This is a genomic window from Mesorhizobium sp. M7A.F.Ca.US.010.02.1.1, assembly GCF_004023085.1.
GTDB lineage: Bacteria > Pseudomonadota > Alphaproteobacteria > Rhizobiales > Rhizobiaceae > Mesorhizobium.
The window spans coordinates 246,039-271,781 of the sequence record NZ_RZRV01000005.1 but is presented as its reverse complement, the minus strand read 5'-3'; the positions used below and the strand labels follow the sequence as shown (position 1 = coordinate 271,781).

The 25,743-nt window shown below is 63.0% G+C and carries 22 protein-coding genes and 1 pseudogene; 14 read left to right on the top strand and 9 right to left on the bottom strand.

All coding sequences use genetic code 11. From position 1 onward, the window contains the following. Positions 1–56 precede the first annotated feature (56 nt). The gene (mgrA, locus tag EOA19_RS07990) at positions 57–1,103 is read left to right on the top strand and encodes an L-glyceraldehyde 3-phosphate reductase (RefSeq protein WP_023812497.1); all 1,047 of its coding nucleotides are present in this window, start codon (positions 57–59) and stop codon (positions 1,101–1,103) included. Positions 1,104–1,180: 77 nt separating this feature from the next. Here mgrA and EOA19_RS07985 read toward each other — a convergent pair whose 3' ends face one another. Further along, positions 1,181–2,278 (bottom strand): trypsin-like serine protease, encoded by a 1,098-nt coding sequence (locus tag EOA19_RS07985; RefSeq protein WP_128303235.1) that lies wholly within the window; start codon positions 2,276–2,278, stop codon positions 1,181–1,183. A gap of 396 nt (positions 2,279–2,674) precedes the next feature. Here EOA19_RS07985 and EOA19_RS07980 point away from each other — a divergent pair, with 396 nt between their 5' ends. Next, positions 2,675–3,769, top strand: a complete 1,095-nt coding sequence (locus EOA19_RS07980) for a serine protease (RefSeq protein ID WP_128303234.1) — start codon at positions 2,675–2,677, stop codon at positions 3,767–3,769. A gap of 60 nt (positions 3,770–3,829) precedes the next feature. Here EOA19_RS07980 and EOA19_RS07975 read toward each other — a convergent pair whose 3' ends face one another. The 3 genes from EOA19_RS07975 to EOA19_RS07965 all read right to left on the bottom strand — a co-directional run bounded on the left by EOA19_RS07975 (position 3,830) and on the right by EOA19_RS07965 (position 7,222). After that, positions 3,830–4,537 carry a hypothetical protein gene (locus EOA19_RS07975; protein ID WP_128303233.1) on the bottom strand — a complete coding sequence of 236 codons (708 nt, stop codon included), beginning with the start codon at positions 4,535–4,537 and terminating at the stop codon, positions 3,830–3,832. Beyond that, positions 4,534–4,857 (bottom strand): hypothetical protein, encoded by a 324-nt coding sequence (locus tag EOA19_RS07970; protein WP_245486102.1) that lies wholly within the window; start codon positions 4,855–4,857, stop codon positions 4,534–4,536. The genes EOA19_RS07975 and EOA19_RS07970 overlap by 4 nt, the downstream gene beginning before the upstream one ends. Positions 4,858–5,023: 166 nt before the next feature. Then, the gene (locus EOA19_RS07965) at positions 5,024–7,222 is read right to left on the bottom strand and encodes a caspase family protein (protein ID WP_128303231.1); all 2,199 of its coding nucleotides are present in this window, start codon (positions 7,220–7,222) and stop codon (positions 5,024–5,026) included. Between the two features lie 244 nt (positions 7,223–7,466). Here EOA19_RS07965 and EOA19_RS07960 point away from each other — a divergent pair, with 244 nt between their 5' ends. Next, entirely contained in the window at positions 7,467–7,871 is a 405-nt protein-coding gene (locus tag EOA19_RS07960; RefSeq protein ID WP_027037743.1) for a Fur family transcriptional regulator, read from the top strand. Positions 7,872–8,110: 239 nt separating this feature from the next. Here EOA19_RS07960 and polA read toward each other — a convergent pair whose 3' ends face one another. Beyond that, positions 8,111–11,062, bottom strand: a complete 2,952-nt coding sequence (gene polA, locus EOA19_RS07955) for a DNA polymerase I (protein ID WP_023812503.1) — start codon at positions 11,060–11,062, stop codon at positions 8,111–8,113. Positions 11,063–11,477: 415 nt separating this feature from the next. Here polA and EOA19_RS07950 point away from each other — a divergent pair, with 415 nt between their 5' ends. From EOA19_RS07950 to EOA19_RS07920, 7 genes are all read left to right on the top strand, one after another. Beyond that, positions 11,478–12,863 (top strand): M20/M25/M40 family metallo-hydrolase, encoded by a 1,386-nt coding sequence (locus EOA19_RS07950; RefSeq protein ID WP_128303229.1) that lies wholly within the window; start codon positions 11,478–11,480, stop codon positions 12,861–12,863. A gap of 124 nt (positions 12,864–12,987) precedes the next feature. After that, entirely contained in the window at positions 12,988–13,608 is a 621-nt protein-coding gene (locus EOA19_RS07945; RefSeq protein WP_031213535.1) for a ribonuclease D, read from the top strand. A 100-nt stretch (positions 13,609–13,708) separates the two neighbouring features. Then, on the top strand, positions 13,709–13,912 hold the full coding sequence (locus tag EOA19_RS07940) for a hypothetical protein (RefSeq protein WP_013529550.1): 204 nt from the start codon (positions 13,709–13,711) through the stop codon (positions 13,910–13,912). Positions 13,913–14,022: 110 nt separating this feature from the next. Next, entirely contained in the window at positions 14,023–14,277 is a 255-nt protein-coding gene (locus tag EOA19_RS07935; RefSeq protein WP_013529551.1) for a GlsB/YeaQ/YmgE family stress response membrane protein, read from the top strand. A 25-nt stretch (positions 14,278–14,302) separates the two neighbouring features. After that, the gene (locus tag EOA19_RS07930) at positions 14,303–14,449 is read left to right on the top strand and encodes a hypothetical protein (RefSeq protein ID WP_013529552.1); all 147 of its coding nucleotides are present in this window, start codon (positions 14,303–14,305) and stop codon (positions 14,447–14,449) included. An 18-nt stretch (positions 14,450–14,467) separates the two neighbouring features. Continuing rightward, positions 14,468–15,382, top strand: coding sequence for a hypothetical protein (locus tag EOA19_RS07925; RefSeq protein WP_128303228.1), 915 nt, complete (start codon positions 14,468–14,470; stop codon positions 15,380–15,382). Between the two features lie 168 nt (positions 15,383–15,550). Next, positions 15,551–17,812, top strand: a complete 2,262-nt coding sequence (locus EOA19_RS07920; RefSeq protein ID WP_128303227.1) for a transglycosylase domain-containing protein — start codon at positions 15,551–15,553, stop codon at positions 17,810–17,812. A 9-nt stretch (positions 17,813–17,821) separates the two neighbouring features. Here EOA19_RS07920 and EOA19_RS07915 read toward each other — a convergent pair whose 3' ends face one another. Then, the gene (locus EOA19_RS07915; protein WP_128303226.1) at positions 17,822–18,184 is read right to left on the bottom strand and encodes a nuclear transport factor 2 family protein; all 363 of its coding nucleotides are present in this window, start codon (positions 18,182–18,184) and stop codon (positions 17,822–17,824) included. 165 nt (positions 18,185–18,349) lie between these two features. Here EOA19_RS07915 and EOA19_RS07910 point away from each other — a divergent pair, with 165 nt between their 5' ends. Further along, positions 18,350–19,102 (top strand): SDR family oxidoreductase, encoded by a 753-nt coding sequence (locus tag EOA19_RS07910; RefSeq protein WP_023812510.1) that lies wholly within the window; start codon positions 18,350–18,352, stop codon positions 19,100–19,102. 13 nt (positions 19,103–19,115) lie between these two features. Here the strand turns inward: EOA19_RS07910 and EOA19_RS07905 are convergent. Beyond that, a pseudogene (locus tag EOA19_RS07905) lies at positions 19,116–20,035 on the bottom strand (zinc-binding dehydrogenase). 198 nt (positions 20,036–20,233) lie between these two features. Between EOA19_RS07905 and EOA19_RS07900 the strand changes: the two are divergent. After that, positions 20,234–21,043 (top strand): helix-turn-helix transcriptional regulator, encoded by an 810-nt coding sequence (locus EOA19_RS07900; RefSeq protein WP_128303225.1) that lies wholly within the window; start codon positions 20,234–20,236, stop codon positions 21,041–21,043. A 70-nt stretch (positions 21,044–21,113) separates the two neighbouring features. On the opposite strand, the gene ybaL is transcribed toward EOA19_RS07900, so the two are convergent. Further along, entirely contained in the window at positions 21,114–22,907 is a 1,794-nt protein-coding gene (gene ybaL / locus EOA19_RS07895) for a YbaL family putative K(+) efflux transporter (protein ID WP_128303224.1), read from the bottom strand. 223 nt (positions 22,908–23,130) lie between these two features. Beyond that, on the bottom strand, positions 23,131–23,580 hold the full coding sequence (locus EOA19_RS07890; RefSeq protein WP_023812513.1) for a host attachment family protein: 450 nt from the start codon (positions 23,578–23,580) through the stop codon (positions 23,131–23,133). Between the two features lie 420 nt (positions 23,581–24,000). Between EOA19_RS07890 and cysG the strand changes: the two genes are divergently transcribed. Beyond that, positions 24,001–25,452, top strand: a complete 1,452-nt coding sequence (gene cysG, locus EOA19_RS07885; protein ID WP_023812515.1) for a siroheme synthase CysG — start codon at positions 24,001–24,003, stop codon at positions 25,450–25,452. Further along, entirely contained in the window at positions 25,449–25,742 is a 294-nt protein-coding gene (locus EOA19_RS07880) for a DUF2849 domain-containing protein (RefSeq protein WP_027037731.1), read from the top strand. Before cysG ends, EOA19_RS07880 begins: the two co-directional genes overlap by 4 nt. The last annotated feature ends 1 nt before the right edge of the window (position 25,743 follow it).

The following is a 25,743-nucleotide window of genomic DNA, read 5'->3' as shown; positions in this document are numbered from 1 at the left end:
CTCGCCGCGTTGTCGCGATGCAGCCGACCGGCTCGTTTCCATTTGAGGATTTTCCGATGCCCTACACGCCTGCCGAAAACCGCTATGAAAAGATGATCTACAACCGCTGTGGCCGCTCCGGCCTGAAGCTGCCGGCAATCTCGCTGGGGTTGTGGCATAATTTCGGCAACGACACGCCGCACAAGACCAAGCAGGCGATCGCGCGCAAGGCCTTCGACCTCGGCATCACGCATTTCGACCTCGCCAACAATTACGGTCCGCCGCCCGGTTCTGCCGAGACCGCTTTCGGCGAAATCCTGCGCACCGACTTCGCCGCCTACCGCGACGAGCTGATCATCTCGACGAAGGCCGGCTACGAAATGTGGGCCGGTCCCTACGGCGAATGGGGCGGGCGCAAATACATTCTGGCCAGCCTCGACCAGAGCCTGAAGCGCATGGGGCTCGACTATGTCGATATCTTCTATTCGCACCGTTTCGACCCCGACACGCCGCTGGAAGAAACGATGGGTGCGCTCGACCATGCCGTGCGCTCGGGCAAGGCGCTCTATGCCGGCATCTCGTCCTACAATTCGCAGCGCACGCGCGAGGCCGCCGATATATTGAAGCAGCTTGGCACGCCTTGCGTCATCCACCAGCCGAGCTATTCGATGCTGAACCGCTGGGTGGAGGAAGACGGCCTGCTCGACACGCTCGAAGGGCTCGGCGTCGGCTCCATCGTGTTCTCGCCGCTGGCGCAAGGCATGCTGACCAACAAGTATCTCGGCGGCATTCCGGACGGCAGCCGTGCTTCCCAGGGCAAGTCGCTGAAGACAGCCTTCATCAACGACAAGACCATCGCCAACATCAAGGCGCTCGACGCCATCGCCAGCAAGCGTGGGCAGACGCTGGCGCAGATGGCGCTGGCCTGGGTGCTGCGCAAGGGCAGGGTGACCTCGGCGCTGATCGGCGCCAGCCGGCCGGAGCAGGTCGAGGACTGCGTCGGCGCGCTCAAGGTGCTCGACTTCAGCGATGCCGAACTCGCCGAGATCGACACCTATGCGCGGGAGTCCGACATCAATCTGTGGGCGGCTTCGGCCGAGCGCAAAGGTCCGCCGCGAAAATAAGTCCTCTCGATAAGCCGGCAAACAAAAAGCGGCGGGAACATCTCCCGCCGTTTTGCTTGAAAGCGAATAGCCCTGCTTCAGGGCGTGGCTGGTTTCTGGGCGGTGCCCAGTCCCGCCTTGGGCTTTGTCGGTGCCGGAGCCGAGGTCTTCATCTTCGCCTCGATCCAGCCGGTGTAATTGGCCAGCCGCGTGTAGATGCCGTAGGCGTCCTTGTGGCCGCAGGCAGCACTGCCGTCAGCCGGGCCTTCGCCCCAGCTGACGACGCCGATTTGGACCGGCCCGCCGGTGCCGGTCATGAACAACGGGCCGCCGCTGTCGCCATTGCAGGCATCGCGCACGCCGCTGGAGGTGCCGGCGCAGATCATGTTGCCGGTCAGCGGGTCGGTCATGTCGGCGGCGATCGCATTGGCGGCCGCGTCGATGCCTTTTTCCGAATAGCGCATACGGCGGGACAGATCACCGAGCGCTGCCTTCAGATCACGCGCATAGATGGCCTTGATGCCGCTGTTGCAGGCCTGGTTGGGCTGCAGGTCGAGATCGACAACCATCAGCGTGGTCGGGAAGGTGCCATCCTGCATCTTGCCCCAGCCGGTGACCGTCATTTTGCCTGTCTCGGGCGTTGCGTCATGGGTGACCTTGATGGTCGACGCATCGGCCGGTTCGGCAAGCCGGAGCAGGCCGATGTCGTTGTCGAGGGTCTGTTCGCTGTAGGCTTCGTTGACGATGACCTCCACCACCTTGTGGCGCTTGCCCTCGCTGAGATCGGTTGCACCGGTCAGCACGGTGACGCTCTCAGGCGAAACCGGCTGGCCCTTGTCGTTGAGGCAGTGTGCTGCCGTCAGCACCCATTCAGGCGCGATCAGGCTGCCGCCGCAGAATTGGGCGTTGGCCTGCGATGCTGGATTCTCGTCCAGCCTGTCGGTGGTGAGCAGCGCGACCTGGAACGGGTAGGCTCCCTTTTCGGCCTGGTTGCCGCCATAGACGCGGTCGGCCGCGTCGGGGTTCTCCGCCGCTGCTTTCGCTCTGGCTTCCGTCACGCGCTTCATTGGCGAGACCGCTGCCTCCGGTCGGGTGACCGCTTCGTCGGCCTGGGTGGAATTGGCTGCCGCAAGGGCGGCCGCGATGCCGAGCAGCGATGCGGCGGCGATCGGCCTGAACCGATGGATGATGTTCATCTGAAGCCCTCCTGATATGTTCCCGAGCGGACCAGCCCCAGCGCATCATCAACAAAGCAAGCCTCAGACTGATGGTCAGGCCGCGCAGCTTTTGTTGTAGCAGCACGGCAGGGACACCAAGTCAGGCACTGCTTCGCTTATCGCGTTCCTGTGCAGACCCCGCTCAAAACCCTATAGCCCCCCACGGGCTATGTGGAAGCTAATTGTCATTCCAATGTTGTATTAATTTAGGCAATATATCCGCGCCGGTGTCTTTGGCGGGGGCTTTGACCGACCGCATAGGCGATGGTCATATTTCAAGTGCGGTAACCAAACTCCTTTTTCGACCCCACCACGATCTCGACAATATTTCTGTATTTTGATCCAGTCCTTGCTGACTTTTGGGAGAGTCTCACCATGACAAAACTGACAAACGCACTCATTGCGTCCACATTACTTTCCGCCGCAATGTGGGCGGTTCCAGCTTTCGCCGCCGATCCTGGCTCCGCCAGTGCCGGCAATGGCGAAAGCGCGCGCGACGCGACTTCAGGCGACTACAAGCCCGGGCGGGCAAAGCCAATCGCGCCACCGAAGCTGACCGACGAAGACAGCCGCGCCGCGCCGCTTGCCGACGAGGCAACGGCTGTCAAATCCTACGGCATCGTCGGACGGTCCGCCGATGGCAAGGAGATCAAGATCGAGCCGAGCGAAGCGCTGCGGGAGCTTATCATCAAGGAACTGAACGCTCCGGCCACTGGAAAAGACGGGGCTGAGCGCAAGACCGAGGATCCGGACCTCGGCGAAGGCGAAGCCGGCCGCCAGGTTTTCGGCACCGACGATCGCGAGCAGGTCAAGAACACCAAGACCTATCCGTTCTCGGCAATAGGCTATCTCGAAGCCAAATCGCCGAAGACGGGCAGCTTCGGCAGCTGTTCGGCAACGCTGATCGGTCCGCGAACCGTACTCACCGCCGCGCACTGCCTCTACAGTCATGAGGACAAGGATTGGCTCTCCGACTACCTGTTCGTGCCGGGCCTTAACGGCAGCACGGCCGACGACGCACCGTTCGGCGCCTTCGCCTTCGAAAGCGCCTATGTGCTGCAAGGCTTCATCGACAACTACCAGGGTTATTATGGTTCGGTCCTGCTGTGGGATCTCGGCATCGTCACGCTGAAGCAGGATGTCGGCACCAATCTCGGCTGGCTGGGCTATGCGAACTATGACGATCTCGGCGACTTCACCGCCAATCTCGTCGGCTATCCCGGCGACAAGCCGATGGGCACGATGTGGAAGGCAAACTGCGAAGTGCACGCCGAAAACATCGCGCCGGAATATTTCCAGTACGACTGCGATACGTTCCCAGGGTCGAGCGGCAGCTCGGTCTATGCCTACGACAACAAGGCCAAGCAGCGCATCGTCACCGGTGTCAACGTGGCGGAAAGCCCCGACGCGAACACCGCCGTGCGCCTGAACGCCGCCAATGTCCAGTGGATCAACAGCCTGTATAAGTAATCACTGCGCCTTCGCGGTGGAAAAAGGCGGCGGAGCAATCCCGCCGCCTTTTTCGCGCCGCTATTTGGCTTCGGCTGCAGGCGTGCCGTTGCGCACGTAGCTCTCGATTGCAGAAGCGAAAGTGGGAGAACCCGCCTTGCGCTGCTTATCTATGTAGCCGGCAAAATAGCTCCAGAAAGAGACGGCATAGTCACGGAAATAAGCATCGGTCACTTTGCGCGAACACAAATCGCCGTCGATGCAGAAGGACAGCCGGTTGAGGAAATAGACGATGCGATCGAAATTCTCGCTGAAATCGGCGAGCGGCATGTCGCCGCCGGAGGCGGTCATCGCCTCGATGCCGATGCGTTGCCGGAACACCTGCTCCTCGGTTGGCGAGGGGTTGGCGCTGAGCAGATTGTCATATTTGGCGTTGAGCGTCGTCAGACGATCTTTCAGCGCGCGCTGCGCCTGCTGGTAGTCCTTGTTTTCCCAGAGCTCGACAAGCGACATGGTCTGCTCGACGCGCTTCTGCTCTTGGTTGGCCAGGAACTGGTAGACCGAGAACATCAAGGTGAAGATGATGGCGAGACGCACGGCCATGCCCGACCAGGCATAGACCAGCATGCGCCAATCGCGGTCTGTGAAGGGGTTGCTCTCCTTCTTGATCTCGTGGCTGCTTGGCCACGGGAAACCCTCGGTGGTTTCCTGCAGGGCCGGTTTGCCGGCCTGCGCTTTTGCGGGTGCGGTCATTGCTGTCTGCCTGGTGTTGCCCGTCGGCTTCTTCATCCGCAGCTGTCCAGTTCAATGGTGGCGGAGGGATCAAGCACAATGCCCGGCGTCTCCAGCTTCTTTTTCAGGCATTGCAACTGCAGGCGCGAAATCATGAACTGTACGTCAGGCTCCGCCGCCCCCTTGTTCGGGGACGGCAAGGCTTCGACGACGCCACGCGAGGCGCAGTTGCTGAGATCGACGACAACCGCGTCGCTGCCGCTTTTGGCGAACTGGTCGTATTGATCGAGAAAACACGTCGCCAGTTCCGAGTTGGTGACGATCTGCTTGACGCACAGGCCGCAGGCCTCGTCCGCCGAAGCGTTGGCGATCAGCAACAGGCCGCCGGCAAGGCCGGCTAGCGTTCCACGCCAGGAAAACACAGAATTCTTCACAATCGATCCTATCCGTTTCATCCGCCGTCATGCGTCGGCGGCCGGGAATGTTCTCATATCGCGCCGATCGCGCAAGAGCCGCCGCAGAGCCCTGCGCGCCGGCATCCGCTCAGGCGCGCGGTACCGTCTCCATCGGGAAGATCATCACCGCGCCTTTCGGGCCGCTCTTGTCGGCAAGCCGCATCACCGAGCGGGTTGCCGGCGCTATGCCGAGATCGGTCAGCATGTCGGAGAAGCCGGCAGAGCCCATTCCGCGTGTCGCCGAGGCGACGCCGTCCTGCGCCAGAAAGCTCAGATCCTGCTTCTCGCTCTCCGGCGGGGCCTCGGTCAAAACCGCGATCATCCGTTCGATGCCGAAGCTGGTGTCGGTGAAGGCCAGCAGCCCCTCCTCGAGCGTGGCTTGCGGGGCGAGACGCTCGGCGACGATGTGGGTAATCGAATAGTCGCTGCCTACATAGAGCACGTTGATGTCGACCAGAAGGTCCGAGCGGTTCTTGGCCAGCACATGCACTTCGTCGCCCGGCGAGACGCGCGGCACCACCGAGGCCTGCAGCGGTTCGAGGCCGTCCTTGTCGCGGCGTTTGACCTGGAACTGGACGTCGACGTCCTCGGGCTTGTAGTCTGAGGCCGCCGCCAGCCGCGAAAGCCCGGTGGCACGGAAGATGGTGCGCAGGTTCCTGGTCGTTGCATCGATCAGCTTCTGGCGGTCGTGAATGATGATCAGCGGCGGTTTGCCGCCGTCCTTCAGGCTCACGTCGCCCGACGCCGGCAGGAACCACAGCGCCGGCTTATCGGTCGCATCCTTGGCTGCGCCGGGAACGGCATTCTCGCGCATCACCGCGAGGCGGAGGTCGGCGCTCTTGCCGGGTTCGACCAGCTCGATGTTGAAGCCGGTCTCCCTGGCTGTGGCCAGTTCGTCGAGAACCGCATTGACCAGAGCGGTTTCCTTCTCAAGTCCCTTGGCCGCGGCCGGCCGCGCGACGATGAGCTTGTAGTTGACGGCGATCTCCGCCACCCGCGCATAGGAATTGGCGGGAATGTCGACGACTTTGAGCGCCGGCTTCTTGTCGAACTCGACCGGCTTGACGCGGCTTTCCAGGTTTTTTGCCGACTGCACTTCCAAAAATCCGACAGCGTCGGACAGCGGCGATAGCGCCGACGGCAGGATGGCGAGCTTGCTGCCGGGGGTGAGGCGGTGCAGCAGGCCGGCGCCGATCGTCGCTTCGCCGTCCTTGATGACGACAGGCCACTGCATGACCGCGTCTGTCTTGTCGGTGCCGAACACCCGCGCATCCAGTTCGCCCTCGAACAGCGGTGTCGGCCGGGTGCGGCTGTCGGCCGAATATTGCTGCAGCACGGCCTGGCCGAGCTGGCGATAGGTGACGTTGGGATTCTCGGCCAGTTTCGACAGGATGGTGAAGGTGAACAGGCCGAACCGCGGCGCATCCGCGATGCCCTTAGGCAGCGGCATTTCCGGTGTCGTCTCCACCGTCTGCGCGGCATAGAAGGCGACCAGTTTGCCCTTGGTGATCGGTTCGCCACCGGTCGGCGTCAGGGTGAAGGCGGGCTTGCGCGTGCCATTGTCGTCGACGCCGCGCGAGCCGGCGACCGAAATCACCTCGTCATAGGCCTTGATCGCGGCAGCCCGCTCGGCCTCGTTGCCGCCGACCAGGTCGGCGAACTCGACCTTGCGCTCCAACTCGTCATCGACCTCGACGGCGCGTGTCGCGGTGCCGGAATGGCAGCAGTCGAACACGACCCAGACGAAAGCGCCCTTGTCGCGAATGGCGTCGAGTGCCGCGCCGATCTCGTTGTCGATCAGCGCATTGGGCACGCCGGCATCGCGGTTGATCCATTTGCCGATATCGACGGGCAGGAAGATCTCGTCGAGCCCGTCGGTTTCGTCGCCCTTGACCATCTGCGGCTGCTGGGCGCCGTGACCGGACAGATGCAGATAGACGAAATCGTCGCGCTGAACCTTGGCGGCAAGGTCGGCCAATGCGGCCTTGATGGCCGCATGGGTCGGCAGGCCACTGGCGCCGGGGACATCCTTGGCGAACAGCGTGACGTTCTCCGGCGCGAAGCGCACCGGGTCGGGCACGTTCTTCAGGAGATAGTCGCGGACGAGGGCTGCATCGTTCTTCGGCCCGACCAGCCAGTTCCTTTGCGGCAGGTTGGGATATTCGGTGCAGGCGATCAGCAGCGCATGGTAGGTGCGCGATGCGGCCATGGTCCGGAACGACACCATGCCGGCCATGGTCAAAGCGGACGTGGCGACCAGCAGCGTCCGCCGCGTCAATTTGATCATGATTGCTTCCCCAAGCCCGACCGAATTTCCAAGCGCGGCAATCCTCGCCGAAGATGTTGTCAGTATTTTGAACGTCACATCGCAGAGCAACCTGCCTGTTGCGCCGCTCCGATCGATGTTCTCGACAGCCTCGCGGGCAGAATGCGGGAAACAGTAGCAAAAATGCCTGTTCGTCGCTATCTGGATGGGACATGGATCGTTTGTGCGCGGCGCAAGCGACGCAAGGCGAGTTGGAAACAGGATCATGGCGGCAAGGGATGTGCTGACGAAGAACCAGCTGTGCGTGCTCGAGAAACTCGAGACCGCCAGCGGACCGCTCAGTGCCTATACCTTGCTCGACCAACTGCGCGAGCGCGGTTTTCGCGCGCCTCTGCAGGTCTATCGAGCGCTCGACACGCTGGTGAAGTCAGGTTTCGTGCATCGGCTCGAAAGCATCAATTCTTTCGTCGCCTGCGCCGAGCCGCACGACCACAGCCATTCGATGACTGCCTTCGCCATTTGCGACACATGTGGGCAGGTCACCGAAATGTCCGACCACGATGTCGGCCACCGGTTGGACGAATGGGTGCGCTCCACCGGCTTCGCCGCCAAGAAGGCGGTGATCGAGTTTCGCGGGACGTGTGCCAAGTGCCTGGCCGAAGCGGCTTAGGACCAGGCCAGCCAATCTATTGATGTTGGAGGGGCAGCACCCCCCTCTGTCCTGCCGGACATCTCCCCCGCAAGGGGGGAGATTGGCAGCTTCGGCGCTCCGCTCATTTCTGCAACGTTGGCGATTGGCGAAACCAGAAGTGACATCCGATCTCCCCCTTGCGGGGGAGATGCCCGGCAGGGCAGAGGGGGTGTGAAGGAACGCGATCTAGCCGGCCTGGGCGCACCCCACATCAGCCGCTAGTGCGCCTCGTCCCAATTGTTCGCCGCCCGCGCATCGACATGCAGCGGCACCGACATCGATACCGCTGGCATCGCCGCGTTTTCCATGACGTGACGCACGACCGGGATCGTCGCCTCGACTTCCGCCTCGACCGTCTCGAAAATCAGTTCGTCATGCACCTGCAGCAGCATGCGTGCCGAAAGGCCTGCTTTTTCCAGCGCCTCCTCCATGCGGATCATGGCACGGCGGATGATGTCGGCGGCGGTGCCTTGCAGGCGGGCGTTGATCGAGGCGCGTTCGTTGAAGGCGCGGAGCGAGGGGTTGGACGATCTTATGTCGGGGTAATGGATGCGGCGGCCGAAGATCGTTTCGACAAAGCCATGCTCGCGGGCATAGGCCTTGGTCTCCTCGATATAGTCTCGGATGCCGGGGAAGCGCTCGAAATATTTCTTGATGTAGTTGCCGGCCTCCTCGCGCGGGATCGACAGCTGGTTGGCGAGGCCGAAGGCCGAGATGCCGTAGATAATGCCGAAATTGATCGCCTTGGCGCGGCGACGGACTTCCGAAGGCATGCCCTCGACCGGCACGTTGAACATCTCAGACGCGGTGATGGCGTGGATATCGGCGCCGTCGGCGAAAGCCTGCCGCAATTGCGGGATCTCGGCGACATGGGCGAGCACCCGCAGTTCGATCTGGCTGTAGTCGGCCGAGACCAGCCGATGGCTCTTGTCGGTGATGAAGGCGGTCCTGATCTTGCGGCCTTCGGCGGTGCGCACCGGGATGTTCTGCAGGTTCGGATCGGAGGACGACAGGCGTCCCGTCGTCGTCGCGGCCAGCGCGTAGGAGGTGTGAACGCGCTTGGTGTCGGGGTGGATGAAGCCCGGCAGCGCATCGGTATAGGTCGATTTCAGCTTGGTCAGCTGGCGCCAGTCGACGATCTTGCGCGGCAGTTCGTGACCTTCGGCGGCGAGATCTTCGAGAAGCTGCGCCGAGGTCGACCACTGGCCGGTCTTGGTCTTGGAACCGCCGGGCAGGCCCATGCGTCCGAACAGGATGTCGCCGAGCTGCTTTGGCGAACCGATGTTGATGCGTTCGCCGATGAGCTGGTAGATTTCCTCTTCGAGGCGAGCGGCGCCCTGCGCCAGTTCGCCGGAGAGCCGCGACAGGATCTGCCGGTCGACCGAGATGCCGCGCTGTTCCATGCGCGCCAGCACCGGCACCAGCGGCCGCTCCAGCCGCTCATAGACAGACACCAGGCCCTTGGCGGCAAGCCGCGGTTTCAGCACCAGCCAGAGCCGCAGCGTCATATCGGCGTCTTCGGCGGCATGAGCCGTCGCCTTGTCGATGTCGACCTGATCGAAACCGACGGAGCTTTTGCCGGAGCCGGTGACGTCCTTGAGCAGGAGAGGGGTATGACCCAGCCATTTCTCGGCTAGCGAGTCCAGGCCGTGACCATGGGGCGTGCCGGCATCGAGCACGTAGGAGATCAGCATGGTGTCGTCGAACGGTGCGACATCGATGCCGTAGCGGCTCATGATGACAAGATCGTATTTCAGGTTCTGCGCGATCTTGAGAACCGATCTGTCTTCGAGCAGCGGTTTCAGCACAGCCAGCGCCTCGCGAAGCGGTATCTGGTTTTCGAGCGCGCCACCACCGAGCAGGTCGCCATTGCCGCTCATGTGGGCAAAGGGGATATAGGCGGCGCGCCCGGGCGCCGTGGCGATCGCCATGCCGATCAGTTCGGCCTGCATCGGATCAGCCGATGTTGCCCTGACATCGAAGGCGGTGATGCCGGCCTCTCGCGCCTCGGCGACCCAGGCTTTCAGGGCCGAGATATCGCGGATGCAGTGATAGGCCGAAGTGTCGATCTTGCCGGTGGCCGCGCGCTCCAGCCTTAGTGCCGCGAGCAGGGAAGGGGTATCGCCTTGTTTTGACGTCTCCGCCGTCCCGCCGGCTTCGTCCGATCCAGTGCCGGACGCGTTTCGGGCAACCGGCGGCAAACCGGCCCCAACATCCGGGCCATGGGCATGGTCGGCGCGTTCGACGGTGACCGCGACGGCCTGGACATCGCCGGCCTCGGTGCTGGTCGCCTCCGCGACACGGCGGGTCAGTGACGTGAATTCCATGGTCTTGAGGAAACCGATCAGCTTCGGGCCGTCCGGCGCGTGCAGGACGAAATCGTCCAGTCCCTCGGCGACCGGCACATCGTTCATCAGCGTCACCAGCTGACGCGAAATGCGCGCCTTGTCGGCGTTGGCGATGATCGATTCGCGCCGCTTGTCCTGCTTGATCTCGCCGGCCCGGGCCAGCAGCGTGTCGAGGTCACCGAACTGTTCGAGCAGTTGCGCCGCCGTCTTCGGCCCTATGCCGGGCACACCAGGCACATTGTCGACCGAATCGCCGGTCAGCGCCTGCAGATCGACCATCTTTTCCGGCGGCACGCCCCATTTCTCGATCACCTCCGGGATTCCGATCTGGCGGTCCTTCATCGGGTCGTACATGGCGACCGTGTCGCCGACCAGCTGCATCAGATCCTTGTCGGAGGAGATGATGGTGGTGTCGCCGCCAGCTTCGCAGGCCAGCCTCGCATAGGTGGCGATCAGATCGTCGGCCTCGTAGCCTTCGATCTCGACGCAGGGCAGGTTGAACGCCCTGGTCGCCTGGCGGATCAGGCCGAATTGCGGGATCAAATCTTCCGGCGGTGCCGAGCGGTTGGCCTTGTATTCGGGGTAGAGGTCGTTGCGGAAGGTTTTCGACGAATAGTCGAAAATGACGGCGAAATGCGTTGGCACAATGCCTACATCGGTGTTGCGGGCGTCGAGCATCAGCTTCCACAGCATGTTGCAGAAGCCGGAAACGGCGCCCACCGGCAGGCCGTCGGATTTGCGGGTCAGCGGCGGCAGCGCGTGATAGGCACGGAAGATGTAGCCGGAGCCGTCGACAAGGAAGAGATGATCGCCTTTTTTCATGCCGGCAGGGATAGCGCGGCGCGGCGGCTTGGTCCATGCCAAAGGCAGCCTCAACTATCGGTTCCGGCAACACCCTGACAGACGCCGTCACCCCGCTCACGCCTATGTTACAAAACTGTAATTTTCGTGCCCTTGAATCGCCACGTTCAGAGACCCAAATACACGTCATCGGCAGTTTTCGCCGAGTCCGGAGCAAGGCCCGTCCCCCGCCTATCCCGGACACCTGCGGCAGCCTATCCCCCCTCTCCGGGCTGCCGCATCGTTTCGAGTAGAAGGCCGCCGTGGTTCCCCCTCCACCACGGCGGTCTTTTTTTATCCCAGACAGACGTTTGCAGCCCGTGGTCCAATGATCGCGGGCTTTTCGTTTTCCTGTCCTGCCTTTACGGTTCGGGTTCTGAATCGAAAGGCTTCACATATGTCCGCAATTTCCCCCGTCCTCGACCGTCTCGACAACAATCTCGACCAGAGCCTCGAGCGCCTGTTCGGCTTGCTCAGGATCAAGTCGATCTCCACCGATCCGGCCTATGCCGCCGACTGCCGCAAGGCGGCGGAATGGCTCGTGGCGGAGCTCAAGCTGATCGGCTTCGATGCCAGTGTGCGCGACACGCCCGGACACCCGATGGTGGTCGCCCATCACGATGGCCCGGCCGGTTCGCCGCATGTGCTGTTTTACGGCCATTATGACGTGCAGCCGGTCGATCCGATCGAATTGTGGGAAAGCGACCCGTTCGCCCCCGCGGTCAAGGAGGTCGGCCCGGATCACAAGGTGATCACCGGACGCGGCTCGGCCGACGACAAGGGCCAGCTGATGACCTTCGTCGAGGCCTGCCGCGCCTGGAAGCAGGTGCACGGCAATTTGCCTTGCCGCATCACCATCCTGTTCGAGGGCGAAGAGGAATCCGGCTCGCCCTCGTTGAAGCCGTTCCTCGAAGCCAATGCCGACGAACTCAAGGCCGATTTCGCGCTGGTCTGCGATACCGGCATGTGGGACCGCGACACGCCGTCGATCTGCGTCGGGCTGCGCGGGCTGGTCGGTGAGGAGATCACGGTGAAGGCGGCCGATCGCGACCTACATTCGGGCCTCTATGGGGGTGCCGCCGCCAACCCGATCCGCATCCTGGCCAAGGTGCTGGCCGATATCCACGACAAGGACGGTCACATCACCATTCCCGGCTTCTATGACGGCGTCGAGGAAACGCCGTCGCAGATCCTGAAATCTTGGGAGACGCTGGGCGAGACGGCCGAGACGTTCCTCGGGCCAGTCGGCCTGTCGATCCCGTCGGGCGAAAAGGGCCGCTCCGTGCTGGAGTTGACCTGGGCGCGGCCGACGGCCGAGTTCAACGGCATCATCGGCGGCTACACCGGCAAGGGCTTCAAGACGGTGATCGCGGCCGAAGCCTCGGCGAAGGTGTCGTTTCGCCTCGTACACAAGCAGGATCCCAAGAAAGTCCGCGCGGCGTTCCAGAAATTCGTCAAGGAGCGGATTCCGGCCGACTGCTCGGTCGAATTCCATCCGCATGGCGGCTCGCCGGCAATCCAGCTTTCCTACGACTCGCCCTTCCTGGCCAAGGCCAAGGATGCGCTGTCCGACGAATGGCCGAAGCCGGCGGTGACGACGGGCAGCGGCGGGTCGATCCCGGTGGTCGGCGACTTCCAGACCTATCTCGGCATGGAATCGCTGCTGGTCGGGTTCGGCCTCGACGACGACCGCATCCACTCGCCCAACGAGAAATACGAGCTCAGCTCCTTCCACAAGGGCCAGCGCTCCTGGGCGCGGATTCTCGATGCGCTGACCCGCTGACGCGGCGTGAAAATCAACTTTCAGTTGATTTTTCAGCGGAACGCGGCGAGGACGGGCCACAAGACAAAGCGCTACAGCGTCCCTTGCGGGTCAAGGGACGCGCAAGGCTCGACCGGAGAAGACAATGGCCGATATCCGTTTCCACAAGCATGATCTGCCCGACCTCTCGCACTACAATGTCGGGGCAGTGGCCATCGACACCGAAACGCTGGGGCTCAATCCGCATCGCGACCGGCTGTGCGTGGTGCAGATTTCGCCTGGCGACGGCACGGCCGATGTGATCCAGATCGCGCCCGGCCAGAAGAAGGCGCCGAACCTCGTCAGCCTGCTGCGGAACCGCGGCGTAACCAAGCTGTTCCACTACGGACGCTTCGACCTTGCCGTGCTCTACAATGCGTTCGGCGTCATGCCCGAGCCGGTGTTCTGCACCAAGATCGCCTCGCGGCTGACCCGCACCTACACCGACCGCCACGGGCTGAAGGACATCTGCTTCGAGCTTCTTGGCGTCGGCCTCTCCAAGGCGCAGCAATCGTCGGACTGGGCGGCCGAGACGCTGTCGCCCGAACAGCTCGAATATGCAGCTTCCGATGTGCTCTATCTGCACCGGTTGCGCGATGTGCTTGCCGGACGGCTGGCGCGCGATGGGCGGATCAAGGAAGCCGATGCCTGCTTCCGCTTCCTGCCCACGCGTGCCAAGCTTGACCTGATGGGCTGGGACGAAGAGGATATCTTCGCCCATAGCTGACGGTCGTCGGCGCGCTCCGCGGCCGGTGAGCGTTTGGAACCGGATGCAGGCCGCCGCGTTCTGTCGGCTCAGTTTGTCGGTGCAATTGGGGGATGATGACATGGCGGACAGAAAGCCGATTGCGACCGCACCGACAGATGGCTCCAAGGTCTCCGTGACCTGGAAGGACAGCGACGGCGTCATCAACGAATCCATCGCGCAATATCGCGACGACGGCTGGTGGGTCTATATCGACAGTCACACGCAAAAGAAGGTCGAGCCGACCAGTTGGCGCCCTGCCGCAAGCGACGATGACGATCAATGATGGCGCCGCTGGTGAGGCCGGCCGCTTTCGAATAGCCTGAAGCTGTTGATATCGAGGCCGATTCGGAGCTTTCCGTTCCGCCGTCGTCCTCTTGCTCGGAGGAACTCTCTATGGGTGTCGAAAGCCTGCTCGTCTTCATCATCATCGGTGCCATCGCCGGCTGGCTCGCCGGTCTTATCGTTTCCGGCTTCGGCTTCGGTCTGATCGGCAACATCATTGTCGGTATCGTCGGCGCGTTCATCGCTGGCTGGCTGTTCCCGAGGATCGGATTTTCCATCGGCGGCGGCACTCTCGCCGCGATCATCCATGCCACAATCGGCGCCATCATCCTGCTGGTGCTGGTCAAGGTCCTGAAACGAGCCTGAAGCTCGACAACGCAAAGAGCGCGCCATGAAACAGAATACGCTCTATCTCGTCATTGGCGCGCTCGTCGTCGTGGTCATTGCGCTCGGCATCTACGTCTATCGCGAGCAGACCAAACCCAAAGGCGTCGAACTCAAGATCGACGACAAGGGCATTTCGATCCAGCAGAACTAAGCCATGCGGGAGCGCGACATGGTTGCTTCTGACGCCCCGGAAGGCGTCGATCAGCCTGGGATTACCGTGGCGGAATGGGAGAGGCTGAACAGGCCGCCGAGGCGTGAGGCGCTGCTGCGCTATCATTGGCGGGTGTTTCGCTTTCTGAGGACATCCGCGCCGGTCAGCGAATTGCAGGGGCAAGAGCAGGTATTCCGTGATGCGGTCGTCGCCACCGTGGCCTTCAACCGGCCCGACGTGATCGAATGGCAGATCCACCTGGTGCGCCGATACCTTGCCGAGCACGAGAGCTACATCGTCTTCGACAACAGCAAGAAGGACGAGGCGAGGAAAGCGATCCGCGATCTCTGCCGTCGCCAGCATGTCCCCTATGTCGCATTGCCGAAGAACAGGCTGGTCGTCAGCAGATCGCACGGTCAAGCGCTCAACTGGATCGTGCGGAATTTCTTGCCTGGGTTCGGGCCGAAGCTTTTCGGCTTCATCGATCATGATATCTTTCCAACTGAACCATTTTCGATCCGCGACCGGATGAAGGGCAAGAGCCTCTACGGCAGCGTGCGGCGCGATACGCCGACACCAGGCGGCTGGTTCTTGTGGCCCGGCTTCTGTTTTTTCGATGGAAGCCTGTTGCGGCGGCGGCTGGATTTCGCCCCGAGCTACAAGTTCCATATGGATTCCGGCGGCGGCAACTGGCCGGTGCTCTACAGGTCGATCGACCCGGCGATGGTTCGGTTCGCTGAAAACAAATCGCTTCGCTTCGGCGCTGGACATGATCAATCCGAGGATTTTTTCATGGTGGTCGATGGCTGGCTGCACGTGACGAACGCCTCGAACTGGAGGCGACAGCCGGCTGACAGGGGCGAACACATTCTCGCGCTGTTGCGGCAAGCCGGCGGTCCCGACCAGCCGGATGTGAAGTTCGAGCCTATCTGAACGAGACATCGAACAGCGTGGTGGCAGTGGCCTGCAAAGAGCAGACGCTGGCCTTTTCGCTGCCCAACGCCAAGGCCGGCATTCGAACACGACTTAACCCGCCTTTAAACCGCCGCATCTACTCTTCAACCCGAACGCCATAGGCATCGGGGATATCAAGCACAGCGCATGGCGAACCGCAGGGACAGTCGCATCGAACCCAGTTTCGAGGGGCCGCCGCAGGCGCGGTCCTCGGCGGGTCTTTCGGTGAACGAGGAGGATCGCGTCGTGCCGAGCAATCGCAAAGCTTCCGCAAAACGCAAGCCGGCCAAAGGGAAATCGTCGCGGGTCAAGCGCGGCAGAAGCCGGCGCGGCCTGTTCGGCGTGCTCGGCCGGCTGTTCTACTGGTGCTTTGTGTTCGCCATCTGGGGCGGCATCGCGGTGGCCGGCATCGTCGTTTACTATGGCGCCAAGATGCCGGCGGCGACGACCTGGTCGATTCCCGACCGCGCCCCCAACATCAAGATCGTCTCTGCTGACGGCCAATTGCTCGCCAATCGCGGCATGAGCGGCGGCGAGGCCGTCGGCCTGCATGAAATGTCGCCCTATATCCCGGAAGCCGTCATCGCCATCGAAGATCGGCGCTTCTACTCGCATTTCGGCATCGACCCGATCGGGCTTTCTCGCGCCATGGTCACCAATGTGCTTGGCGGGCATTTCTCGCAGGGTGGCTCGACGCTGACCCAGCAATTGGCGAAGAACCTGTTCCTGACACCCGACCGCACGCTGGAACGCAAGGTGCAGGAAGTGCTGCTGGCGCTGTGGCTGGAGCACAAGCACACCAAGGACCAGATCCTCGAAATGTACCTCAACCGGGTCTATTTCGGTTCCGGCGCCTATGGCGTCGAAGCGGCCTCGCGGCGTTATTTCGGCAAAAGCGCGCGCGATGTCACCTTGTCGGAAGCCGCCTTGCTTGCCGGCCTGTTGAAGGCGCCGTCGCGGCTGTCGCCGGCACGCGATCCGAAGGCCGCCGAGGAGCGCTCGCAACTGGTGCTTGCCGCCATGCGCGATGAGGGCAAGATCAGCGCCAAGGAGCTGACCTCGGCAATGAGCGCGCCGGCAACGCGTGCGCCGTCCTACTGGACCGGCTCGGAGAATTACGTCGCCGACACCATCATGGAAGAATTGCCCGACCTGATCGGCGACGTGCGCGGCGACATCGTCATCGACAGCACCGTCGACCTGAACCTGCAAAAGCTCGCCGAACAGTCGATCCGCAGGCTGATAGACGATAGCGGCAAGAAGCTCAACGTCAGCCAGGGCGCCCTGGTGTCGATCGACGATTCCGGTGCGGTGCGCGCAATGGTCGGCGGCTACGACTATTCGACCAGCCAGTTCGACCGTGCTTCGGAGGCACGTCGCCAGCCGGGCTCGGCGTTCAAGCCGTTCGTCTATATGGCCGCGCTTGAAGCCGGCCGCACGCCCGACAGCGTGCGCAACGATGCGCCGATCAAGATCGGCAACTGGACGCCCGACAATTACGGCGGCAAGTATTTCGGCAAGGTGACGCTGGCCACCGCCTTGGCCAAATCGCTGAATTCGGTCGCCGCCCAGCTGACCATGGAGGTCGGGCCGAACGCGGTTGTCGAGGCGGCGCACCGCATGGGCATCCAGTCCGACCTGATAGCCAACACCTCGATCGCGCTCGGCACTTCGGAAGTGACGCCGCTGGAGCTGACCTCGGCCTATGTCCCATTCGCCAATGGCGGCTACAAGCCCGACATCCACTTCATCCGGCGCGTGACGACCACCGAGGGCAAAGTGCTTTACGACAGCGGCGGCGGCAGCGCGCCGCGCGTCGTCAAGCCTGAGATCGTGGGCATGATGAACTCGATGATGACGGGCACGGTTGAGATCGGCACTGCCCGGAAAGCGGCTTTCGCCTGGCCATCGGCCGGCAAGACCGGCACCAGTCAGAATTCGCGCGACGCCTGGTTCGTCGGCTACACCGCCAACCTCACCACCGGTGTGTGGTTCGGCAATGATGATGGCAGCCCGATGAAGAAGGTCACCGGCGGCGCACTGCCGGCGCAGGCCTGGCACGAGTTCATGGTTGCGGCCCACGAGGGTGTGCCGGTGCGGCCGCTGCCCGGCACCTGGAAATCGACGCCGGCCGACACAATCGTCCCCGACGAGATCCCCTCGGCGAACAACACGGCGCCGGTTCCGTCAACGTCGGTCGGCCAGCAGGCTCCGGCGCGGCCAGCAGCGCCGGTTGCCCAAGCGCCGTCCCGCGCGGCCCGTCCCGCCCAAACCGTCGATGCCGATGGCCTTTCCATGCCAGAGGATGACGGCGCCACCGCATCGATCAAGCACCCGGTGCCGCCAGGCGACGTCGGCGGTCCGCGCAAAAAGCGGCAGACCTCGATCCTCGACCTCCTTGGCGGCTGATCCGATCCGCTAATTCCGTGGCTTGGCGCTGCCCAATTTCTTGCTGTCAAAGGTCAGTTTGTCGCTGTGAATCTTGCCATCGCGGACGGTGAGGTGCTTGGCGCAGGAAAGCGCGCCGGACGACTTTGTCATCAAGTCATACATCAGCAGCGCCTGGTGATCGTCGCCGAAAGCAGCGATCATGCGCACACCGGTCACATCCTGTGAAAGTTTGGTCAGGCCCTTCAGGTAGGGGGCCTTGCCGGTCGATTGCTGCATCGGCCCATCAAAAACGACGTCGTCGGCGACATAGGATGCTGCCTTTTCGAGGTCGTGGCCTGTCCACGCCTTGGTGAAGGCGGTGGCGATGTCGAGGGGTGCTGTCTGTGTCATGGCTCTGTCCGATTGATTTGATGTGAAACCCCGCACCCTTGTCCTGCACTCCCCGAACCAACGGCGAGTTGGCTTCCCGGTTCCTCCTTTGACGTGAATGGTGACATTTCGGCCTCTCGCCACCTCGGCGGCGTTCGGCTACATCTGCCGGCTGGAGACCCTGAGATGACTGAACTCGACACCAGAAAGACCATCGTGCTGACCGGCGCCAGCCGCGGCATTGGCCACGCCACCGTCAAGCGTTTTTCGCGCGAGGGCTGGCGCGTCATCACCTGCTCCAGGCAGGCTTTCGCCGAGGATTGCCCGTGGCCGGCCGGGCCGGAAGACCACATCAAGGTCGATCTCGCCGATCAGGAGGATGTCGGCATCGCCGTCTCCGAAATCCGCCACCGGCTGGAAGCGCATGGCGGCCAGTTGCATGCACTGGTCAACAATGCCGGCATTTCGCCGAAGCTCAAGGACGGCAACAGCCGCATGGATTCGATCGACACGCCGATGCATGTCTGGCGCGACGTGTTCCAGGTCAATTTCTTCGCGCCGATCATGCTGGCGCGCGGCCTGTTCAAGGAACTGGCGGCGGCCAAGGGCTCGATCGTCAACGTAACCTCGATCGCCGGAACCCGCGTGCATCCCTTCGCCGGCACGGCCTACGCCACATCGAAAGCGGCACTCGGCTCGCTGACGCGCGAGATGGCACATGATTTCGGCCCGCACGGCATCCGCGTCAATGCCATTGCGCCCGGCGAGATCGACACCGCGATCCTGTCGCCGGGCACTGACAAGATCGTCGAGACCATTCCTCTCAGGCGCCTTGGCACCACGGCGGAAGTCGCCGACATCATCTTCTTCCTGTGTTCGCAGCAGGCGTCCTACGTGACCGGCTCTGAAATCCACATCAATGGCGGTCAGCACGTGTGACAAAAGAGGGTGCTCATCCGGTTATTGTGAGAACGGCTTTGCCGCTGAAGCTGCGCTGTCGCAGTGCGTTCAGCGCTTGGGCGATGTCTGTCCACGGCACGGTCAAGGCCACGCGCGTTTCGAGCCGGCCGGCTGCGACCAGAGCGAGCAGCGAGGCGATGTCCTCGCCAATGCCTGGACCAGACGTGTAGTACGCGAAAGTCTGAAGCCTCGCCCCTTCGTGATTCGGAACGAACTGGCGAAATCCAATGGGCGTCAGTTCGCCGCTGCTCGAACCGAACATGACGATGGTCCCGCCAGGGGCGACGCGCTCGATCGCGCATGCGAGGCTTTGACCGCCAACCGACTCGGTAATCAGCGAGAACGGCCCCTCGGCCAGGTCTATCGCTTCGACAACCTGCCTGGCTCCCAGGTTGCGGAGATCCTCAGCGTGCCGGGCGGCGGCGACAGCGGTCACGAATCCGCCCTGATGGCGGGCGAGCTGGATCTGGAAACGACCGACCGCACCGCTTGCGCCGGTGATCAAGACCTGCTGGCCGGCGAGGTCGCCGCCATGGCGTAAAGTCCTCAGCGCCGTCGTACCGGCGACCGGAAGCGTAGCTGCGGAAACGAAGCTGACGTCATCCGGCAGGACGGCGAGACGGTCGGTTGGGACTGCGATGCGTTCGGTCCAACCAGCCTCGTCGACCAACGCGACAACCCGGGCGCCGACGGTTGGCCGGAACCATCGGCTGCTCTTCGTTCGACAATCCCCGCAATGTCCTGGCCGGGTATCCAACCCTTGGGGCGTATGGCAAGCAGGCGCAGTTCGCCGCGATTCAACGAAGTCGCGTGGACCGAGACAAGTGCTTCATTCGAGGCCGGTTGAGGCTCGGCGACGTCGGCGAGCCTCAACCCGGTCGCGTTTTCGGGAGAGATGACCAGGGCAAGCATGGGCGTACCTTGTTGCTGGCTTGTCGGTGCCAGCTTGCGTTGGAAAGCACTGCAAGCTGAGTACCCACGTAGGTAGCGGGCCATACCGCCGGGGGCGCGCAGCGTCACGAGATCAACCCTGCGCGAACCGAAGCCTATCGACTTTCGCGGTTAAAGAATTTAGCTATCGTGGCGTTTCATCGCTAATAACAGTCAATCATGAGACAGCCCCTCAGCTACCCCTGGCTCGATCTCGATGTGGATGACCCAGCCGCGCTGGCGATTGCCGTGCGCGTCGACATCCCCGACACCCGAGCGGAAGTCCCCGCCCATCGGCACCGCAAAGGCCAGCTCGTCTTCGCGCTCGGCGGCGGCGTCACATGCCGCGTTCCAAGCGGTCTATGGATGGTGCCGCCGCATTGCGGGGTGTGGATCCCCGGCGGCATGGAGCACAGCAATGTCGCAACCGCCAACGCCCGGATTTTTTTCGTCTACATAGAGCCGGGAGCCGCCGACCTGCCGGAGCGGTGCTGCACGCTTTCGATCTCGCCACTGCTGCGCGAATTGATCATCGAGCTTTCCGATCGGATGGAGGATGACGGGGCGAGGGGCGAACTCTTGATCAAGATACTGCTCACCGAGTTGCCACGCATGCCTGTCCAGCAATTGCACCTGCCGATCTCGTCCGAGCCGCGCTTGAACAGGATCGCCGAAGCGTTGGCGCAGGACCCCGCCGACCGCAGCACACTGGCGGAATGGGCCAATCGCGTCGCGCTCAGCGAAAGCAGCCTCGCCCGTCTTGTGGCAAAGGAGACAGGGCTGAGTTTCGGGCGCTGGCGCCAGCAATTGCACTTGATCGTTGCAATTCGGGAACTGGCTTCCGGCAAGAGTGTCCAGCAGGTCTCGGGCGATCTCGGCTATGGTTCCGTTACGGCCTTCATCACCATGTTCAAGAAGGCGCTTGGGAAGCCGCCGGCCAAATATCTCAGTGGTATCGCGCAAAATGGCGGCTCTGCATTCGTGGCGTGATGCTCGCTTGAAAGGGTGGTCGAGCCGATCACGGTGCCAGCGTGCGAGAGTGCAGCCTGGGCTTTGGAACTCAGGCCACCGATGGCTCGGCGGTTTCGCGCCTCAACTCCGGTTTGGGACCGAGAACTTCTTCCACAATCCCGCGCGCAATCTCGCGTTCACCCATGATCACCGTATCGGCGCCTAAACCCTTGAGATGTTCGACCTCGGCGTCGGAATGGGCACGAGCGATGACGTTGATGCCAGGGTTGGCGGTGCGGGCTCGGAGCACGATCTGGCCGGCTTCGAAGGCATTGGGGATGGCAAGGATCAGCCGGCTGGCGCCTTCGGGATTGGCGGCGGCGAACACTTCGGCATTGGCCGCATTGCCGGCGACGGTCTCGATGCTGTCCGCTTTCAATTTCGCCAGCGTCTTGTCGGCGTCCTCGATGACCAGGAAGGGCATTGCCGCGTCTTTCAGCGCCGAGCCGACCAGGCCACCGACACGGCCGTAGCCGATCAGGATGGCATGGCCGGTGAGTGCCGTCTTTGGAGGCGGGCCGTCCTCCTTTTTCGTCGTTGCCGCGACAGAGGCTACCTGGCCCGGCTCCGTCGCCGGACCAACCGGTTTTGCCTCAACCGGTGCCGTCCTGGCGGCGCGCCGTTCCAGCCACGGCTTCATCCAGTCGATGGCCAGGAACATCAGCGGATTGAGGACAATCGACAGGATCGCACCGGCCAGAATGAGGTCGCGGCCCTGTTCCGGCAGCAGCTTCAGCCCGACGCCGAGTTCAGCCAGGATGAAGGAGAACTCGCCGATCTGGGCAAGGCTTGCCGAAATTATCAGCGCCGTGGCGATGGGATAGCCGAAGGCAACGACGATGGCGAACGCGGCCAGTGATTTGCCGATGACGATGATGGCGAGCGTCGCCAGGATCGGCCAGCCATTGCTGATCAGGCTGAACGGGTCGAACAGCATGCCGACCGAGACGAAGAACAGCACGGAGAACGCATCGCGCAGCGGCAGCGATTCTTCCGCCGCGCGGTGGCTGAGCTCGGACTCGCTCATGATCATGCCGGCGAAGAAGGCGCCCAGCGCCAGCGAGACACCGAATAGTTTTGCCGCACCGAAGGCGACGCCGAGCGCGATGGCGAGCACCGCCAGCCGGAACAGTTCGCGCGAGCCGGTATGGGCGACATAGTGCAGGATCCAGGGAATGACCCGGCGGCCGACCACCAGCATGACGATCACAAAAGCGGCGACCTTGGCCAGCGTGATGCCGACGACGCCCCAGATGCCGTAGCTGGCCGGCAGCGACAGCAGGCCGCTGGCATGGGCGTCAGCCTGCTCCTGACCGCCGAGCACGCCGGCGAGCGCCGGCAGCAGCACCAGCGCCAGCACCATGGCCAGATCCTCGACGATCAGCCAGCCGACGGCGATGCGGCCGCGCTCGGTCTCGATCATCCGCCGTTCCTGCAGGGCACGCAGCAGCACCACGGTCGAGGCCACCGACAGCGCCAGGCCGAACACCAGCCCCGCGCCCATCGACCAGCCAAGCATCCAGGCAAGACCGGCGCCAAGTGCGGTGGCAAAGCCGATCTGGACGATGGCGCCCGGCACGGCGATGGCACGCACCGACAGCAGATCCTTGAGCGAGAAGTGCAGCCCGACGCCGAACATCAGGAGGATGACGCCGATTTCGGCCAGTTCGTTGGCAAGGCCGGCATCGGCGACGAAGCCAGGCGTGTTCGGCCCGACCAGCACGCCGGCTACGAGATAGCCGACCAGCGGCGGAATGCGGAAGCGGTTGGCGAGAGCCCCGAAGACGAAAGCCAGCCCCAGACCGGCGACGATGGTGGCGATAAGGGGCGTGTCATGCGGCATTGTCTATGGAGCGCCTTTCAAAAACAGCGATGTTGGATGAGCGCCGCCCAAAGCCGCCGCCTGTTTGCAATATGGTGGATGGTATGTTGGCGATGCAACCCGCAAAGCCATGAAATCGACGGCGCTGCCGCAAATATTTGACCGGCAGCCGAGAAAGCTGCCGGTCAAATCGGAATTTGTGCGGTGCTATTCGTCTCGATCGGTCAGGGCCGATCGACAATGATCAGGCTGCCTGCAGCAAGGCCTCGATTTCCGGTATGGCATGGTTGGTCAATGTCTTGGGAATTTCGGCGGTCACCTTGTCCCCGACCTCCTTATGCAGCTTTTTGCGCATTGTCCCAAGCACCACCGGCGGTGCGACGAGCACGATCTCGCTGAATTCGCCGTCATGCGCGAGCTTGTAGAGCCGGGCGGCGATTTCATCGGCGAAACGCTCCTTGCCGATGCGGTGCCAGTCCGTATCCTCGACTGCGCTGCGGTGTACGGAGGGACCATCATTGTATCGGCCCGGGCTGTCACTGCCTTGCTCGCGGGTGGGCGGGTTGTCCTGCTGCATTTCCTGCACCACCTCGAGATTCGGATATTTATTGTCGCCGGCGTTCCTGAGGAAAAGCGCCTTCTCGCCATCGGCCACCATGACCCAGATACCGTGCTTGAGTATGATTGTGTTCATGATGACAGGCTCCTTTTCAGCCGCGTGGTGGCCTTTCGTGGCGTTCCGCAGCCGGGGTTTCGATCCGATATGACAGGCCTTTTGAGAACGCGCCCGGAGCCACTAATGTTCCAGTCGGCAGCCGCGTCGGCGTTGGACATTCTGGCTATCCAGAGTTCGCGGCTTTAATCTACTAATTTGGTAGAATTTAGAAAAAACGGTTTTGCGGCTTTTCTCCCCGGGCGCTAAAAGACCCGGAAAACAAGGCCTGCGACAGCAGCTTGAATCCGCTCCATCTGTAAACGAGAAATATTTTTCTCTTGGCCGGGATGCTTTCAGAAAAGCAATTGCATCCCGATAAGGGATGCGCGAGTGCGTTCCTTCTGGTTTCTCGCGCCCGCGCGTAGAACTGCAAGCTCATTCAGGATTCCGCTCGCGTCCATGTCGCACACTGCTCCCAAGCTCAACGCCTTCCCCGTGTTCATGCGGGTCGAGGGCGAAGCCGTGGCCATCGTCGGCGGCGGCGAAGAGGCGCTGGCCAAGGCGCGGCTGATCGGACAGTCGAGTGCGGTCCTGCGGATTATCGCGGAACACGCCGAGCCCGACCTGCTCGCCTTCGTCGCCCAGGCCGGCGCGAGCCATTTTGCCGCCGCTTACGACGCATCGCAGCTCGAAGGCGCGATCATGGTGTTTGCCGCCAGCGGCGACGAGGAACTCGACCGTCGGGTGGCTGCGGATGCGCGCCGCCTAAGCATTCCGGTTAATGCCGTCGATCGGCCTGAGCTTTGCGATTTCTTCACCCCGGCGCTGGTCAACCGCGCGCCAGTCGCCATCGCCATCGGCACCGAAGGCGCCGGGCCGGTGCTTGCGCAGATGCTGCGCGGCCGCATCGACCGTATGCTGTCGCCGTCGCTCGGGCCGCTGGCAACGCTTGCCGCTTCGTTTCGCGGGGCTGCCGAGAAGCTGCTGCCGAGAGGCAATGCCCGGCGCCGCTTCTGGAATGATTTCTTCACTGGTGCTCCTGCACGCGCGGCTGAAATCGGTCAGCTTTCGCAGGCGCATGATGCTGCCGTCGATCTCCTGCTTTCGAATGCGCCGGCTCGCGGCCACATCGCGCTGGTCGGTGCCGGTCCGGGCGCCGAGGATCTTCTGACCTTGCGCGCACACCGCCTGCTGATGGAAGCCGATGTCATCGTCCATGACGCGCTGGTGCCGGAGGCGGTGGTTGCCATGGGTCGCCGCGATGCCGAGCGTCTGCCGGTCGGAAAGCGCAAGGGCTGTCACACCAAGAGCCAGGCTGAGATCAATGCGCTGCTGGTCGAGCTTGGCCGTGAAGGCAAGCGTGTCGTGCGGCTGAAGTCAGGCGATCCGCTGGTGTTCGGCCGGGCGGGCGAAGAGATGGCGGCACTTCGCGATGCCGGCATCGCCTATGAGGTGGTTCCGGGTGTCACCGCGGCCTTTGCTGCCGCCGCCGATTTCGAACTGCCGCTGACCTTGCGCGGTGTCTCCTCGTCGATGGTGTTCACCACCGGCCACGACCTCAAGGGCAATTCGCTGCCCGACTGGGCCAAGCTCGCCATTTCCGGCGCCACCGTCGCCGTTTATATGGGCCGCTCGGTGGCCGCCGAGGTTGCCGGACGGCTGATCGAGGCCGGTCTGTCGCCAGATACGGCGGTGGCCGTGGTCGAGAATGCCAGCCTCGCCAACCGGCGTCGCTTCCACGGCACGCTTGCCGACCTGCCGTCGCTGGAAACGCGCGCCGATCTTTCCGGCCCGGTCATGACCATCATCGGCGATGCGGTCGCCGGCGCCAACTTTGAACGGTCCGAGCCGCTGGCGGCACACAGGCATGAAGGCGCGTCCAGTTCGGTCGCCGAAGGAGTTCAGCAATGAAGATACTGACCGCCAACCGCCTCACCGACGGTATTGCCGTCTGGTACGCCGATGGCGGCTGGGCCGAGACGGTGGACCATGCCGACCTCGCCCATGACAAGGCAGCCGAGGACAGGCTCGAGGCGATCGGCGCCAAGGCCTATGCCGCCAACGAAGTGGTCGACGTCAATTTGATCGACGCTGAAGTCGTCAACGGCGTCGTCCAACCGGTGCGGCTGCGCGAGAAGATCCGCGCCGCCGGCCCGACAATCCGCAACGATCTCGGCAAGCAGGCTGCGCGGGCAGCATAAC

What these genes read in the sequence shown, in the direction of transcription:
- EOA19_RS07925 (WP_128303228.1), top strand. Translation starts at nt 14,468, where the DNA reads ATGGTTGCTTCTGACGCCCCGGAAGGCGTCGATCAGCCTGGGATTACC.
- mgrA (WP_023812497.1), top strand. Translation starts at nt 57, where the DNA reads ATGCCCTACACGCCTGCCGAAAACCGCTATGAAAAGATGATCTACAAC.
- EOA19_RS07910 (WP_023812510.1), top strand. Translation starts at nt 18,350, where the DNA reads ATGACTGAACTCGACACCAGAAAGACCATCGTGCTGACCGGCGCCAGC.
- EOA19_RS07950 (WP_128303229.1), top strand. Translation starts at nt 11,478, where the DNA reads ATGTCCGCAATTTCCCCCGTCCTCGACCGTCTCGACAACAATCTCGAC.
- EOA19_RS07935 (WP_013529551.1), top strand. Translation starts at nt 14,023, where the DNA reads ATGGGTGTCGAAAGCCTGCTCGTCTTCATCATCATCGGTGCCATCGCC.
- EOA19_RS07930 (WP_013529552.1), top strand. Translation starts at nt 14,303, where the DNA reads ATGAAACAGAATACGCTCTATCTCGTCATTGGCGCGCTCGTCGTCGTG.
- cysG (WP_023812515.1), top strand. Translation starts at nt 24,001, where the DNA reads ATGTCGCACACTGCTCCCAAGCTCAACGCCTTCCCCGTGTTCATGCGG.
- EOA19_RS07920 (WP_128303227.1), top strand. Translation starts at nt 15,551, where the DNA reads ATGGCGAACCGCAGGGACAGTCGCATCGAACCCAGTTTCGAGGGGCCG.
- EOA19_RS07880 (WP_027037731.1), top strand. Translation starts at nt 25,449, where the DNA reads ATGAAGATACTGACCGCCAACCGCCTCACCGACGGTATTGCCGTCTGG.
- EOA19_RS07985 (WP_128303235.1), bottom strand. Translation starts at nt 2,278, where the DNA reads ATGAACATCATCCATCGGTTCAGGCCGATCGCCGCCGCATCGCTGCTC.
- ybaL (WP_128303224.1), bottom strand. Translation starts at nt 22,907, where the DNA reads ATGCCGCATGACACGCCCCTTATCGCCACCATCGTCGCCGGTCTGGGG.
- EOA19_RS07980 (WP_128303234.1), top strand. Translation starts at nt 2,675, where the DNA reads ATGACAAAACTGACAAACGCACTCATTGCGTCCACATTACTTTCCGCC.
- EOA19_RS07975 (WP_128303233.1), bottom strand. Translation starts at nt 4,537, where the DNA reads ATGAAGAAGCCGACGGGCAACACCAGGCAGACAGCAATGACCGCACCC.
- EOA19_RS07915 (WP_128303226.1), bottom strand. Translation starts at nt 18,184, where the DNA reads ATGACACAGACAGCACCCCTCGACATCGCCACCGCCTTCACCAAGGCG.
- EOA19_RS07945 (WP_031213535.1), top strand. Translation starts at nt 12,988, where the DNA reads ATGGCCGATATCCGTTTCCACAAGCATGATCTGCCCGACCTCTCGCAC.
- EOA19_RS07890 (WP_023812513.1), bottom strand. Translation starts at nt 23,580, where the DNA reads ATGAACACAATCATACTCAAGCACGGTATCTGGGTCATGGTGGCCGAT.
- EOA19_RS07940 (WP_013529550.1), top strand. Translation starts at nt 13,709, where the DNA reads ATGGCGGACAGAAAGCCGATTGCGACCGCACCGACAGATGGCTCCAAG.
- polA (WP_023812503.1), bottom strand. Translation starts at nt 11,062, where the DNA reads ATGAAAAAAGGCGATCATCTCTTCCTTGTCGACGGCTCCGGCTACATC.
- EOA19_RS07965 (WP_128303231.1), bottom strand. Translation starts at nt 7,222, where the DNA reads ATGATCAAATTGACGCGGCGGACGCTGCTGGTCGCCACGTCCGCTTTG.
- EOA19_RS07960 (WP_027037743.1), top strand. Translation starts at nt 7,467, where the DNA reads ATGGCGGCAAGGGATGTGCTGACGAAGAACCAGCTGTGCGTGCTCGAG.
- EOA19_RS07900 (WP_128303225.1), top strand. Translation starts at nt 20,234, where the DNA reads ATGAGACAGCCCCTCAGCTACCCCTGGCTCGATCTCGATGTGGATGAC.